Annotated in this window: 11 protein-coding genes; 3 read left to right on the top strand and 8 right to left on the bottom strand. The window is 58.5% G+C overall.

Annotated elements, in window-relative coordinates; all coding sequences use genetic code 11:
- Positions 1–30 precede the first annotated feature (30 nt).
- Positions 31–2,490: a penicillin-binding protein 1A gene (locus tag ACYVIT_RS00230; protein ID WP_415806927.1), complete on the top strand. Its 2,460-nt coding sequence runs from the start codon at positions 31–33 to the stop codon at positions 2,488–2,490.
- A gap of 37 nt (positions 2,491–2,527) precedes the next feature.
- Here ACYVIT_RS00230 and cyaY read toward each other — a convergent pair whose 3' ends face one another.
- Entirely contained in the window at positions 2,528–2,857 is a 330-nt protein-coding gene (gene cyaY / locus ACYVIT_RS00225; RefSeq protein ID WP_415806926.1) for an iron donor protein CyaY, read from the bottom strand.
- A gap of 40 nt (positions 2,858–2,897) precedes the next feature.
- On the opposite strand from cyaY, the gene lptM reads away from it, so the two are divergent.
- Positions 2,898–3,089, top strand: a complete 192-nt coding sequence (gene lptM / locus ACYVIT_RS00220; RefSeq protein ID WP_415806925.1) for an LPS translocon maturation chaperone LptM — start codon at positions 2,898–2,900, stop codon at positions 3,087–3,089.
- A complete protein-coding gene (lysA, locus tag ACYVIT_RS00215) occupies positions 3,086–4,378 on the top strand; it encodes a diaminopimelate decarboxylase (RefSeq protein WP_415806924.1) in 1,293 nt (430 codons plus the stop codon). Before lptM ends, lysA begins: the two co-directional genes overlap by 4 nt.
- Positions 4,379–4,566: 188 nt before the next feature.
- On the opposite strand, the gene ACYVIT_RS00210 is transcribed toward lysA, so the two are convergent.
- From ACYVIT_RS00210 to ACYVIT_RS00180, 7 genes are all read right to left on the bottom strand, one after another.
- The gene (locus ACYVIT_RS00210; protein WP_415806923.1) at positions 4,567–5,196 is read right to left on the bottom strand and encodes a response regulator transcription factor; all 630 of its coding nucleotides are present in this window, start codon (positions 5,194–5,196) and stop codon (positions 4,567–4,569) included.
- Positions 5,193–6,266: a sensor histidine kinase gene (locus tag ACYVIT_RS00205; RefSeq protein ID WP_415806922.1), complete on the bottom strand. Its 1,074-nt coding sequence runs from the start codon at positions 6,264–6,266 to the stop codon at positions 5,193–5,195. The genes ACYVIT_RS00210 and ACYVIT_RS00205 overlap by 4 nt, the downstream gene beginning before the upstream one ends.
- Positions 6,267–6,328: 62 nt before the next feature.
- Positions 6,329–7,057 carry an MgtC/SapB family protein gene (locus ACYVIT_RS00200; protein WP_415806921.1) on the bottom strand — a complete coding sequence of 243 codons (729 nt, stop codon included), beginning with the start codon at positions 7,055–7,057 and terminating at the stop codon, positions 6,329–6,331.
- Between the two features lie 17 nt (positions 7,058–7,074).
- A complete protein-coding gene (gene mgtA, locus ACYVIT_RS00195) occupies positions 7,075–9,870 on the bottom strand; it encodes a magnesium-translocating P-type ATPase (protein ID WP_415806920.1) in 2,796 nt (931 codons plus the stop codon).
- A 94-nt stretch (positions 9,871–9,964) separates the two neighbouring features.
- Positions 9,965–10,276, bottom strand: a complete 312-nt coding sequence (locus ACYVIT_RS00190) for a hypothetical protein (protein ID WP_415806919.1) — start codon at positions 10,274–10,276, stop codon at positions 9,965–9,967.
- A gap of 400 nt (positions 10,277–10,676) precedes the next feature.
- Entirely contained in the window at positions 10,677–12,017 is a 1,341-nt protein-coding gene (gene ccsB, locus ACYVIT_RS00185) for a c-type cytochrome biogenesis protein CcsB (protein ID WP_415806918.1), read from the bottom strand.
- Positions 12,018–12,026: 9 nt separating this feature from the next.
- Complete coding sequence (locus tag ACYVIT_RS00180; protein ID WP_415806917.1) at positions 12,027–14,114, bottom strand: cytochrome c biogenesis protein ResB; 2,088 nt, start codon at positions 14,112–14,114, stop codon at positions 12,027–12,029.
- Positions 14,115–14,142 lie beyond the last annotated feature (28 nt).

Here is a 14,142-nt window from a genome sequence, read left to right as displayed (position 1 = left end):
GGCGCCCCTGTTACCCGTAAAATCGCCGCGATGAGCAAGTCGCAAAACTCCTCCAAAAAAGCCCCTCCCCCAAAAAGCGGATCGCCTATTTTGCGTTTTTTCGTGAAATTGGGCATCTTCTGTGGCGGCATCGCCCTGTGCGGGATCCTGCTGGGCGGGATGGCGCTGGCGTTGGCATGGCCCAACCTGCCAGACCTGCACGCCATGACCGACTACCGGCCACGTGTACCACTGCGCATTTACACCAACGATCATGTCCTGATCGGCGAATTTGGCGAAGAACGCCGCAATGTGCTGCGTTTTGATGAAATTCCCGATGTCATGAAATCCGCGGTGCTAGCCGCCGAGGATGACCGGTTTTACGAGCATGGCGGTATCGACTGGATGGGCGTGGCCCGTGCCGGCCTGACGAACTTGGTCAGCATGTCCAAGTCACAGGGTGCCAGTACCATCACCATGCAGGTAGCGCGTAATTTCTATCTATCCTCGGAAAAGACGTATTCGCGCAAGTTTTACGAACTGCTACTGACGTTCAAGATCGAATCCGAGCTCACCAAGAATCAGATTCTTGAGCTCTACATGAACCAGATCTATCTCGGCCATCGGGCTTATGGCTTTGCCGCCGCATCGCGCACGTATTTCGGCAAGCCCCTGTCCGAGGTGACGGCAGCCGAGGCGGCCATGCTTGCCGGCATCCCGAAAGCCCCGTCGCGTTTCAATCCCATCGCCAATTTCAAGCGCTCGGAAATCCGGCAGCACTACGTATTGGGCCGCATGCACTCGCTGGGCTATCTGACCGACGCCGAGTACCAGCAGGCCAAGTCGCAGCAAATCGTGATGAAGGCTGCCGAAGGCACGCCCGCTGGCGGCTATGCCATCCACGGTGAATATGTGGCCGAGCTTGCACGTCAATTGCTTTACGGCGTGTACCAGGACGAGCTGTATTCGCGCGGGATCAACATCTACACGACGGTCAGCTCAAAAGACCAAGAGGCGGCGTACAACGCCGTACGCGACGGTGTCCTGCAATACACGCGCCGAGCCGTGTATCCAGGCCCCGAAGAACAACTCCAGATGCCCGACGGTATCGAGAACGATGCGCAGGCGCTGGACGATTTTCTGGACACGGCATTCGAAAAATACCCCGACAGCGGCGACCTGCTGACCGGCGTCATTCTGTCTGCCAGTCCTACCGAAATCAAGGTCATGCGCAGTGCCAGCGAGATCATCTCCATCACCGACAAAAAAGTCCTGAACGTCGTAGCGCGGTCGCTGAGCGCCAAAGCGCCCGAAGACAAACGCCTCAAGCGCGGCTCGGTCGTGTATATCCACAAGTTCGGCGATGGCTGGGAAGTCATCAATATGCCGGCGGTACAGGCCGCTTTTGTGGCGCTGTCGCCCCAGGACGGCGCAATTCGCGCCATGGTTGGCGGGTTTGATTTCTATCGCGGCAAATTCAATCGTGTCACGCAGGCGTGGCGCCAGCCGGGCTCAAATATCAAGCCCTTCGTCTACGCCGCCTCGCTGGAGCGCGGCTTGACGCCCGCGACGCAGATTTCTGATCAGCCGTTCCAATTGACCGCGGCGCAGACCGGCTCCAAGCCCTGGAACCCGAAGAACTACGGGAACACCTACGAGCCCATGCTGACGATGCGCCAGGGCCTGTATAAATCCAAGAACATGGTGTCGATCCGTATCCTGCAAGCTATCGGGCCGCAGTACGCACAGGACTACCTGACGCGTTTTGGCTTTGACAAGGCGCGCCAGCCGGCCGTTTTGCCGCTGGCGCTGGGCGCAGGTTCGGTGACCCCCCTGCAACTGGCGGGCGCTTTTGCCGTCTTTGCCAACGGCGGCTACCGCATCGCACCGTATTTGATCGAACGGGTGACCGACAGCAGCGGTAAAGTCCTCATGCAATCCAAGCCCATCGTGGCGGGCGATGAAGCAGCACGCGCGATTGATCCACGTACCGCCTTCGTCATGGATGACATGTTGCGCGGCGTGGCGACCAGCGGCACAGCGGCTCGTGCGCGCGCCATGCTCAAGCGTTCGGATATTGCCGGCAAGACCGGCACCACCAACGAATCGGTCGATGCCTGGTTCTCGGGCTATACCCCGTCACTGGTAGCGACGGCCTGGATGGGCTTCGATCAACCGAAATCGCTGGGCTCGCGCGAAACGGGCGGCGGTATCTCCATGCCTATCTGGGTGGAATACATGAGCGAAGCACTCAAGGGCGTGCCCGAGCAGAAAACGCGCCAACGCCCCGAGGGACTGATCGTGGATCGCGGCGAGTATTACTTCTCGGAATTCCCACCAGGCCAGGCCGTTGCGCGACTAGGCTTGTCTGAGCCCGCCCCGGTGGAAACGGACCAATTGGGCGACTTCTTGAACAATCTGACAGGAGGCAGAGACAACAGCATCCGTGTCTCGCCCAACATGAGTTCCGGCCAACAGGCCATGCCCTGGACAGAGAAGATTCCTTTCTGACGCCCGGGACGGTCGCTGGCCGGCCGTGCTGTGGCGGCTACAGACGGACGGCCACCGGAATCCCGGCCGCCTCGGAACAAATCTGGGACAGGGCGTCGGGCAATTGCGGGCCGCCGCGCGTGTTGATCCAGTTTCCACCCTCGTAGCGGTAATGAAATCCGCCGCTACGAGCAGCGACCCAGATCTCTTGCATCGCCGCCTGGCTATTGACGACGACGTGGGTGCCGTCCTCGAAAACCAGCGTCAGCACATTACCGCTGCGGCTGGTCTCGATATCGACATCCTGCGACGCCGCCCAGTCGTCTGCCTGACTTTCGATACTGTTGAGCACTTGGTCAACCAACGCAAGGAATTCGGTTTCAGTCATAATCGAGCCTGCAAGAATTACGGAGTTTCGAGTGTCCCACATGGCACATGGCCGCATGGTCTTACGCATTGTAGCCACGCTCGTCGCAGTCAGCCTGACCGCGGCCTGCGGCTTCAAGGGTCCCCTTTATCTGCCGCCGGAGCCGGCGCAGGACGAAGCGCCACCCCCACCCCAAACGCAGACCCAGCCGTCCGAGCGAAACAATACCTCTCCAGCTACCTCACCTCCATGACTTCCCTTTCAGCGCAGTCCGGCTTGGCCGGGCATCCGCATTTCCACTATCAGGACGGCGTTCTGCACGCCGAAAACGTCTCTCTAGCCGCTCTGGCCAGCCAATTCGGCACGCCGCTGTATGTATATTCGCGTGCGGCACTGGGCCAGGCCTGGCGTTCGTATCGCGACGCCATCGGCGATCGCCCGGTACTCGTTTGCTACGGCATGAAGGCCAATTCCAATTTGGCTGTCCTGAAAGAATTTGCGCGATTGGGCTCGGGGTTTGACATCGTGTCGGGCGGCGAGCTAAAGCGCGTCCTGGCCGCGGGCGGCGATCCCGCAAAAGTCGTGTTTTCCGGCGTGGGCAAACAGGCCTGGGAAATGCGCGCCGCGCTCGAAGCCGACGTCAAATGCTTTAACGTCGAATCGCAGGCGGAATTGCAATGCCTGTCGGATGTCGCGCAGTCCATAGGGCGGCGTGCCCGGGTATCGCTGCGCGTCAATCCTGACGTGGACGCGCAGACCCATCCCTACATTTCTACTGGCCTCAAAGAAAACAAATTCGGCATTGCGATCGAGTCGGCGCTGGACGCGTATCGCACGGCAGCCGCCCTGCCCGGCCTCGAAGTCGTAGGGGTGGATTGCCATATCGGCTCGCAACTCACCGATATCAGTCCGTATTTTGATGCGCTGGAAAAACTGCTGGATCTGATCCAGAAATTGGACGCTGCGGGCATTTCCATCAAGCATCTGGACCTGGGCGGTGGCCTGGGTATTCGCTATACCGACGAAATCCCGCCGTCCCCCAAGGCACTCCTGGATCAGGTATTCGAGCGCCTGCAGGCGCGCGGCCTCGCTCATTTGCATCTGGTCCTGGAGCCGGGCCGTTCGCTGGTAGGCAACGCAGGCGTGCTTTTGACCACGGTTCAGTATCTGAAACATGCGCCGGCGCGCAATTTCGCTATCGTGGATGCTGCCATGAACGATCTGCTGCGCCCGGCCCTGTACGACGCCTATCATGGGGTACAGCCCGTCGTGCCGCGCGACGGCCAGGCCGATGAGTACGACATTGTCGGCCCCGTCTGCGAGAGCGCAGACTGGCTGGCTCGCCAACGACGATTGGCCCTGCAGGCAGGCGACGTACTGGCGCTGGAGTCCGCCGGCGCCTACGCCATGGTCATGGCCAGCAACTACAACACGCGCGCTCGCGCCGCCGAAATCATGGTCGATGGCGATCAGTACCATGTCGTGCGTCAACGCGAAACACTGGACGATCTGCTGCGCGGCGAATCCATGCTGCCTGACTAGGGCACCCTACCGTCGTAGTGATCAGGCCGCCCCATGCTGAATGGGGCGGTTTTGTTTTGGGTCATTCCGGCGGTCTACGCCACAGAAGCCTGCACACGCCAATACCTGGCGCGCCGACACTCTGAATCCCTCGCTGCCTCATTTTCTAGCCATGACAGACGGCGAACGACACTGAGACGACTTGGGCACTACATGCCGAGTTTCTCAGAGATTCTCACCAGCTCCGCCAATGAATTTGCCTGCATCTTGCGCATGGCGTGTCCTCGACGAACCTTCACGGTAATCTCGCTGAGCGCCAATCGTGACGCGATTTGTTTGTTTAACAGCCCCTGCACGACCAAGCGCATGACGTCCTGCTCCCCGACGGTGAGGGAACTCCATCTAGCCTGCAATTCGGCAAGAGAAGCAGCACGCTTGCGTCGTTCGCGGTCCTCTTCAATACCCTGATGAATCGCATCGAGCAAACTCTGATCCCTGAACGGCTTGGTCAGAAACTCGATGGCGCCGCTCTTCATCGCTTGCACACCCATTGCGATGTCGCCGTGCCCAGTGATGAATACTACGGGCAGTGCAATCCCCAATTCGATCATTTGCCGATGAAAATCCATGCCGCTTTGCCCGGGCATACGGACATCCAGCACAAGGCATGCCGGCGCATCCTCCACCGTGTGCGCCAGAAACGCCTTGGTCGAGTCAAACGTCACCGCCCTCAGCCCGACCGAGGCCAGTAAGTCCTCGAGCGCGGCACGAACAGAACTATCATCGTCAACGATATAGACGACAGCGTTATCCGATGCCGATACCGAACCCGTTGTCATGCACGTCCCTCCTGCAAAATCGTAGGCACACTGAATCGGAACACCGCGCCACCGTGTTCATTGGATTCCGCCCATAGCTGTCCGCCATTGGATTCGATGATCGCCCTGCTGATGCTCAGGCCGACGCCGATACCTTCCTCTTTTGTCGTCCAAAATGCTTCGAACATATGTTCGTACACATCCGGCGAAATTCCGACACCGGAATCGAATACAGAAAGCACAATCATGTGATCCTTGGCTACTGAACTGACCCGCATCACACGGGCCTGTGTTGATATCTCGGCCATGGCTTCGACGGCATTCAATACCAGATTGCCAATGACTTGCTGTATTTGGATTCGATCAGCCAATGCGTACGCGAGACCGGGGTCGAGTTCTGTTGTCAGGGCAATGTTATTGCGTACGATCTCAGCGTTTGACAACGCCAATACATCCAGAACGGCCTCGTTGAACTCGAACTCACGCTTATGAGGCGGCTCTCCTCTGGTGAGGCTGCGCACCCGCGCGATAATGCTGCTGGCCCGTCCCGCATCGTTCAGTATGCGCTCGAGTGCGGAACGCGCCTTCTCGAGGTTCGGTGGCGTTTGTGCCAGCCAGCGTTGGCAGGCATTGCCGCTGGCGACGATCGCAGCAAGCGGCTGATTGACCTCGTGCGCGATAGAGGTTGTCAGCCCCTCCAGGCTTTTGACGCGCGAGATGCGCATCAATTGCGCTTGGGCATCATGAGCCGCCATCCTGGCAGCTTCCATTTTCAGAATCAGGTACGTAGTCATGAGGATCGCCGCGATACTGATGCCGGTATTGATCAGGCCGGCGCGAAAATCCCCATGCGGGGTGATTGCGACACTGAGCAGCGTCACGCCAACGCAGATCGCGCAGAGTACAACCAGGCCCCGCCGGCTCAAAACGTGCGCCGCCGTCACGATCACCACCGCATAGAACACGGCTGCAGCCACCTCATAGCTCGTGCCAGTATCCACCACAAAGATGGCCACCATGGCAACGACGATCAAGGCAAGTTTCAGTATAAACGGGCTGCGCAATGAGGAGCGTTTTCGAGATGACGACATGGCATTACCTATGTGGTACTTGGCGATAGTACGCCTGTTTTACGGTACCGACGAGGTATAGCTCAGCTGTCATCGCTCGCGTTCCAAAAGGCTTGTCGGACCCCGGGCAAGCCCTCCGCTTTTTGCACAGCGTCATCGAGTTCCTGAGCCTGGACAGCAGTCGCGTACAGCGTGAACTCAATCTCGACCTCGTCTGCGCCAAATGGATGATCATCAATCTGGCGAGGAGGATAGCTGGCGTCCTCCAGGATCTCGACCATATTGCCCCGGACCTCGGATTGCTGATCGCGCGAACAGATCGCATAGACCACGTAAGTCGCCTCGCCAGCCTCTTCACGAAACGGGCGGCGATTAATCTGATTCGCCACGGGACGCAGCAACGTATTGCTCGCCAGTACAAACAACGCGGCCAGAATGGCTTCGCCCAACAGTCCCGCGCCGGCGCAAGCACCCACCGCGCCCGCTCCCCACAAGGTCGCGGCGGTATTCAAACCAGTAATACTGGCCCCTTCCTTCATGATGGCGCCAGCACCGAGAAAACCCATACCCGAAACGACGTAGGCGACTACCGTGATCGTGGTCTGTGTCCCGCCGTTTATCTCGAACAACCGGGCACCGAGCGAGACGAATATAGCGGCGCCGACTGCTACCAGCGTATTGGTGCGCAGTCCTGCGGTGCGCTGACGCCACTGCCGTTCCAGACCGATCAATGCACCGAGAATAAAAGCGGCGGTCAGGTTCACAAGCGTCATGGACAACGCGTGCAGACTACTGAAATGAATGGCGTTCATCACTTTTCCATGTCCTGTCACTGCCAACCGAATCGACGGATATAGAGTTTTTTCATCATCGTCGTCAGCATCGCGTAGCTCAGCAGAATGCCTGCTAGCCACGGGAAATAACTCAATGGCAATGCCTGCAACCCGAAATAATCCGCCAACGGGCTCATCGGTAACAACACCCCGATGGCCATGATGAACATCGTCATGAGCATTAACGGCCAAGCGGCTCGGCTTTGAATAAACGGCAACTTCGGCGTGCGGATCATGTGGACAATCAATGTCTGTGTGAGCAGGCCAACCACGAACCAGCCAGATTGGAACAAGCTCTGATCCGCCACTGTGTTCGCACTGAAGACATGCCACATGATCACATAGGTCATGATGTCGAAAATCGAACTGATCGGCCCAAAGAAAATCATAAAGCGCCCGATGTCGGCAGGATTCCATTTCAACGGCTTCGCCACTAATTCCTGGTCCACATCGTCGAACGGGATCGCGATCTGCGAGATGTCATACAGCAGGTTCTGCACCAGCAATTGCAGCGGCAGCATGGGCAGAAACGGCAGGAACGCACTGCCCACCAGTACGGAAAACACATTGCCGAAGTTCGAACTGGCTGTCATACGAATGTACTTGAGCATATTGCTGAAGGTCTTGCGGCCTTCCACAACCCCCTCCTCGAGAATCATCAAGCTCTTTTCCAGCAAAATGATGTCGGCAGCCTCTTTGGCGATATCCACTCCCGAGTCCACCGAAATGCCGATGTCCGCCCTCCGTAATGCTGGAGCATCGTTGATGCCGTCACCCATAAAACCAACCACGTGGCCATTGCCGCGCAGCGTGCGCACAATGCGCTCCTTATCCTGCGGCGTGAGGCGGGCGAACAGTGAATAGGACTCGACCGCCTGCGCCAAGGCTTCGTCACTCATTTTTTCGATCTGAGATCCCAACAGATAACGCTCTTGCTCCAGACCCACCTGCCGGCATACGTGCGCCGCGATACGTTCGCTGTCGCCGGTCAACACTTTGACCTGGACCCCACGTTCTGCCAGTGCGCGCAGTGCAGGCCTGGTGGACTCCTTCGGCGGGTCGAGAAAGGCGATATAGCCAATCAACGTCAGCCCAGCCTCATCGGCAATTGAATATACGGATTGCGAGATGGGCAACGCCTTCGCTGCTACCGCGACGACCCGAAGACCTTGCCTGCCCAACTCATATGTGACCATACGTACACGGCTGAGCAATTCCTCATCGAGCGGTACATGTTGAGGCCCGTGAGCGGTCTCAACGCGAATCTGATCGCAGATGGACAGCATTTCCTCGACGGCGCCCTTGCAAATCAACTCGTGATGATCATCGCGCGCCGAGACCACCACGGACATGCGCCGCCGCTGGAAATCGAACGGGATTTCATCGACCTTGCGATAATCCTGCACCACGCGCAGCTCTCGTTGTAACTCAACGTGCTCGAGCACCGCGCGATCCAGCAGATTCTTCAAGCCGGTCTGGTAATAACTATTGAGATAGGCATATCGCAACACCTCGTCGCAAGGGGCGCCGAACGCATCGGTGTGTCGCTCCAAAGCGATCTTGTCTTGCGTGAGCGTCCCGGTTTTGTCGGTGCATAGTACGTCCATGGCGCCGAAATTCTGGATCGCGTCCAAACGTTTGACGATAACCTTCTTGCGCGACATCTTGACTGCGCCCTTGGCCAACGTCGACGTCACGATCATCGGCAGCATCTCGGGCGTGAGCCCCACCGCCACCGAGAGCGCAAACAAGGCCGCCTCTACCCAATCGCCCTTGGTAAAGCCATTGATGAACAAAACGATCGGCACCATTACCAACGCAAACCGTATCAGCAACCAGCTCACGCCATTCACGCCAGCCTCGAACGCCGTCGGCGTTCGGTCTGTGGCAGCGAGGCGCGCAGAAAGCCCACCGAAATAGGTGCGATTTCCGGTCTCGATGACCAACGCCGTTGCCGAGCCCGACACGACGTTCGTTCCCATGAAAACCAGGTTGGGGGCATCGAATATCGTCTCGAAGGGCTGAGCAACCTCTGCGAATTTCTCAACGGGCAGCGACTCTCCTGTCATCGAGGCCTGAGCGATGAACAGTTCCTTGGCCGTCAACAGGCGGCAATCCGCAGGGACCATGTCCCCCGCAGAAAGCGTGATGTGGTCACCTGGCACGAGATCCCGAATCGGCAGTTCGATCGGCCTGACGGCACGGCGTCCATGTCCATTCGCACTCACGCATTGCCTCTTGGTGTCGATATTCTGATCGTCAGCCGCCTGACGCCGAATTACCGTGACGGTATTGCTCACCATGGCGTTGAGTCGTTCGGCAGCACGGTTGGACCGGCCTTCCTGTACATATCGAATCAACGTGCTGAGCGCCACCATCGTCCCGATCACAGCAGTAGCCTTCAGATCATCCGTCACAAAGGAAACACTTGCCAACACGGTCAACAGCAGATTGAATGGATTCTTGTAGCAGAGCCAAAGATGCCACCACCACGGCAACGGTTTCTCGTGCGTCACCTCATTCGTGCCAAAACGGCCGCGACGATCATCGGCTTCGGCCGCCGTCAATCCGTCTGCATGAGACGACACGCGAATGATCGCGGCGGCCACATCATCGGACGCAATACGCCGCATGCTGCGAGACACACTCGCGGCAACGGCCTGCACGCTATTGCCTGCGCCCGCCTTGCGCCCGGTGTCATAGAGAAATTGACGCTTGAAATGGCGGTTCGCACGTCGCTGTTTGAGAAACCCGCTGAATAGATTTTTCAGCATGTTATCGATGATGTTCATCATATTTTCCGTAGTTCGAATGTGCGTTGCTGCGAGAACGGGAATACGTTTGTTCCAGGCACACGTCTCCGCGGCCGCGTCATCGCCCCTCCAGTCATCGAAGCAGAAACAGTGGCGATGCCGATTGCGTGTAGAGCGAATCGGGCACATGCCGTCCATCGATCTCGCGCCAACGGCGGCGAGCAGCGCGGGACAGGTGACATGACACCGCAGCGTGATCCCGCGCGGGCAGCATAGACAGCGCGTCTGCGATAACACGGCCGGAGAGATCAGAGAGCGCCCGCGCAAAAGCACGCTCGCCATGAGAGACCAACAGAGCGTGCAGAGCAGCGGGACGATGGGATGCGACGGCGGCGCGCAATGCGCGCTGGAAGGCGTCGTTGGGGCGGGGGTGTCGAAACAGCATGAGATCCTCCTTGGCATGCAGCCGCAGAGGCATCTCACGCGTTCAGGTGAGCGCGAGCCTCGGCGCTGCTATCCGATTTGGCGTTGTGTTCATAAGCTTGTTGGGCAGGGTGCCGGGCGCGTACAAGCGCCTGCTTGGGTCGGGATCCATATACTTCCTCCTGCGGACATAACGGCATGCGACACATGTCGCGATAGGCATTTCCAGCCTTCTTACCGTCGTGCCGATTCGACTCGACGACAGGACGAATTTTCCCATCATCGATTTATCGTTGCCAGCAGGCAATGGGATTTCTACGATATACCAACGTATATCTCTGCTTGGCCTCGCGACCTATCGCGACGAGGCATCGTTCTCATTGTCTCAAGCAGAGCCAGCGCGCACTCACTGGCTGGGGGGGTCACAGCTCACCGTACGAATGCAGGCCCGACAAGAACATATTCACGCCTAGAAAGGCAAAACCGGTAATCAACAGGCCCACCAGTGCCCAATACGCCGCGAGGTGGCCCCGCAGGCCTTTCATCAAGCGCATATGCAACCAGGCGGCGTAGTTCAACCAGACGATCAGCGCCCAGGTTTCCTTAGGATCCCATTGCCAATAAGCGCCCCATGCATCCGCGGCCCACAACGCCCCCAAAATCGTCGCCACCGTAAAGAACGCAAAACCGATCGCGATGGCGCGATACATGATGTCGTCCAGCACTTCCAGCGACGGCAAGGCCTGTGCAATACGGCGCCGCCCTAGCAGAATACCGCCGACGATCACGGCGCCCACGCCAAAATAAATCATCCACGTAGCCGACAAACCATCGGTGCGAAACACCATCGGTTCCGCGCACAGCAACACGCCCAACACAAACAAAGGCGCCAATTTGGCCCACGACGTCGTCGTGCCATGCTGCTTCACCAGGTAGGCAAAGCCCACCATGGCGGCCAACGAAAAGGTGCCGTAACCAATGAAGTTGGCCGGCACATGCAATTTCATCCACCAGCTCTTGAGCGCGGGCACCAGGGGCTGAATCTGGCCAGCATCACGCGTAAAGGCGTACCAAAGCAAAAACACGGTCGCCGACGAAATCACCAGCAACACAAAGCCGCCTAACGCACGCGTCGCGTATTTGCGTTCGTAATACAGATAAAACAGCGCAGTAATCAATGAAAACAGTACGAAAACCTCGTACAGATTGCTCACCGGGATGTGGCCCAGATCGGGCCCCATCAAATGACCTTCGCGCCAGCGGACCAGCAAACCCGTCAGGCCTGCAAACACCGCGCCCCACGTCAGCGCAGTACCCAACCACGCAGCGGTCGGGCTCAAAATGCCGATCCAATAGCAGATCGTAGCCAGGATGAACAGCGCGCTCATCCACAAGATGGCCGATTGCGATGAGAACAGATACTTCAGGAAAAACACCTGCTCCGCGCGGGCCAGATCCTGCTGATAAAGCAGCAAAGCGAATCCAGCCGCGAGGGCACAAGCGATCATTAAACGCCGCAACGGACGCCACAACCATCCCAGCCAGGTCAGCGCGAACACGGTGCCGCACAGGATGATTTTCTCGTAATAATCCATGGCGCTGCCATATGTGGTCAGCGCATAGCCAGCGCCCACCGCCAGCAGCAGAAAGAAAACAATATCGGTCCAGTCCGGTCTGCCGCGCAGCACGCGCGCATCACCGGTGGCGGACAAGGCCGGCTGCCACAAGGCATCGGCTGACTGGGAAGAAGTACTGACGGACATGGAAAAACCTCAAGACCTGTTGCGGCGCAACAACGCCTGTTTGAAGCGTTCGAACTCGTGATTGAAGTCGAGTGTACGCTTCTGCGACGTCATGGCGGCGTGAACATCACTGCCCGCACCATCGGCAGCGGGCTTTATCCATACCCACACACGCCGGTCACGGATATAAAACATCGAGAAGACACCCAGCACCAACAACAGGCAGCCAATATAGACGGCGGTCTTGCCCGGGGTTCGGCTGACCTGGAACACACTGGCCTGCACCTGCTTGAAATCGCTCAGCGTCAAGAAAACCGGTGCGGGATACACATTCAGATCGGACAACGCAGCCACTGCGAGGCGCGACCATTGCGCGGCCTGTTCAGCCTCGGAACCAGTCTCGGGTAGAACCGGCAGGCCCGCGCGCTCACGAGCCACGGCACGCAACTCCGCCATGGACACGCCGATCAAACGGATCACGACATCTGCCGCACGCTCCAGATCGGCTTGCGGTGTGTTGGCCTGCAAAAAGCCCGCAATGGCCTGCAGTCCACCAGTCGAAAACGTATCCAGAGCACGCTCGGCTGCCGTCTGCAGCGATGACCGCTCGGCGGCCGACGGGCTATTGCGCTCAGCAAAACGGCGAGCTGCCTCACGACGAGCCGCAGGGTCAGCCAAGGCGGCCCGTAACTGCATGAATTCAGCCATCGAGCTATCGGCGTCCGCCGGGATCCGTAAATAGCGGTAGTTTTCCGAGGCGTTGTTGCGCACACCCGCCAAAAAGACCGCCGCGCCATCCAGCTCGACCGGCAGCATGTAGTTCATGAACTCGTGCGCTTGCCCGGCCTGATCGATCAGGCGATATTCCACGCTGGGACCTACGTTGCGCAGATGCTCGTTTTTCTTGCCCGCTGCGCTGCCGGATACCGAAGCGACGTGCTCTCCCAACGTCATGGGTTTGCCGCTGGGCGTACCGCCGGTCAGGTCCTCGACATTGATCGGCCGCAGCGCGGTGATATCCACCTGCATCTCCCGGGCGCTGCCGTCACCGCTACGGGCGGTGATTTCGGCCGCCTTGCCCACCGTGCCATCGACCTCAAATGGCGTATTGCCAGCCCCGACCAAGGGGTAACCTTTGAGCTTCACGGTGCTGCCGCCATCATCAAAACTGGACTGATAAACCGTCACGCCCTTGTAGCGCAGCGGCTCATTGACCTCGATGGTGGAATCAAAAGTCTTGCCTGTATCGGGGTCAGTGACCTCGACCTCGCTGGCAAAGCGGCTGGGCATGCCGGTGGAGTAGTAGTCCACCAGGAATTTCTTGAGTTTGAGGGTAAACGGCAAAGGCTGTACCAGCGCACCATCACCCACCATCACCACTGCCGTGCTGGCCTGCCCGCCCTCTGGAATCAACACGCTCGCGCGAAAGCTGGGATTGGCCACCGAAAGCCGCCCGCTGGCCGGCACCTGCGAGATCAGCATGTTTTCGACAATGGGCTGCTTACCTGCCAGCATCACCTGCAAGCGCACCCCTAGCTCGCTGTCCAGCAGCCCGCCGATACAGATGATCACCATGGCGGAATGGGCGCAGATATATCCCAGGCGATTGGCGCTGCCTTTCTTGGCGGCCAACATGACACCATCGCCGTCGCGGCGCTCCCGTACGGCATAGCCTTGCTGGGTCAGCAGCCCCTTTACGCCCCCAGCAGCCTCATCCACTGCAGCCACATCACGGATCTCCACACGGTGAGGAAACGCCCGCAGACTGCTCGCACGCACATGCTCACGGAATGACCGTGCTTCGCGCAGCATCTTCGGTGTATTGCGAATCAAACATACCGAAGTTGAAACCACCAAAAAACCCATGATGGTCAGAAACCACCAACTGTTATACACGTGCCAGATCGAGAACTTATCGAACACTTCGAACCAGAAGGGCCCGAATTGATCGATGTACGTGTTCGATGGACGATTTTGCGCCAACACCGTACCCAGCAGGCTGGCAATACAGATGAACATCAACAGGCTCACCGCAAAGCGCATCGAACCGAGCAGTTCGAAGACATCGCGGGGCAGATTGCGAAGGGGATAGCGAGAGGGCTGGGTGCTTGAGTTCATGAAAAAAAGGGGAGCCGCATGACCGGCT

The sequence above is a fragment of the Bordetella muralis genome, from assembly GCF_054781015.1.
This window is presented reverse-complemented; position numbering and strand designations above follow the sequence as displayed.

Bases quoted from the DNA above. Each gene is read 5' to 3' on its own strand.
- ACYVIT_RS00230 (WP_415806927.1), top strand. From the start codon at position 31: ATGAGCAAGTCGCAAAACTCCTCCAAAAAAGCCCCTCCCCCAAAAAGC.
- cyaY (WP_415806926.1), bottom strand. From the start codon at position 2,857: ATGACTGAAACCGAATTCCTTGCGTTGGTTGACCAAGTGCTCAACAGT.
- lptM (WP_415806925.1), top strand. From the start codon at position 2,898: ATGGCACATGGCCGCATGGTCTTACGCATTGTAGCCACGCTCGTCGCA.
- lysA (WP_415806924.1), top strand. From the start codon at position 3,086: ATGACTTCCCTTTCAGCGCAGTCCGGCTTGGCCGGGCATCCGCATTTC.
- ACYVIT_RS00210 (WP_415806923.1), bottom strand. From the start codon at position 5,196: ATGACAACGGGTTCGGTATCGGCATCGGATAACGCTGTCGTCTATATC.
- ACYVIT_RS00205 (WP_415806922.1), bottom strand. From the start codon at position 6,266: ATGTCGTCATCTCGAAAACGCTCCTCATTGCGCAGCCCGTTTATACTG.
- ACYVIT_RS00200 (WP_415806921.1), bottom strand. From the start codon at position 7,057: ATGAACGCCATTCATTTCAGTAGTCTGCACGCGTTGTCCATGACGCTT.
- mgtA (WP_415806920.1), bottom strand. From the start codon at position 9,870: ATGAACATCATCGATAACATGCTGAAAAATCTATTCAGCGGGTTTCTC.
- ACYVIT_RS00190 (WP_415806919.1), bottom strand. From the start codon at position 10,276: ATGCTGTTTCGACACCCCCGCCCCAACGACGCCTTCCAGCGCGCATTG.
- ccsB (WP_415806918.1), bottom strand. From the start codon at position 12,017: ATGTCCGTCAGTACTTCTTCCCAGTCAGCCGATGCCTTGTGGCAGCCG.
- ACYVIT_RS00180 (WP_415806917.1), bottom strand. From the start codon at position 14,114: ATGAACTCAAGCACCCAGCCCTCTCGCTATCCCCTTCGCAATCTGCCC.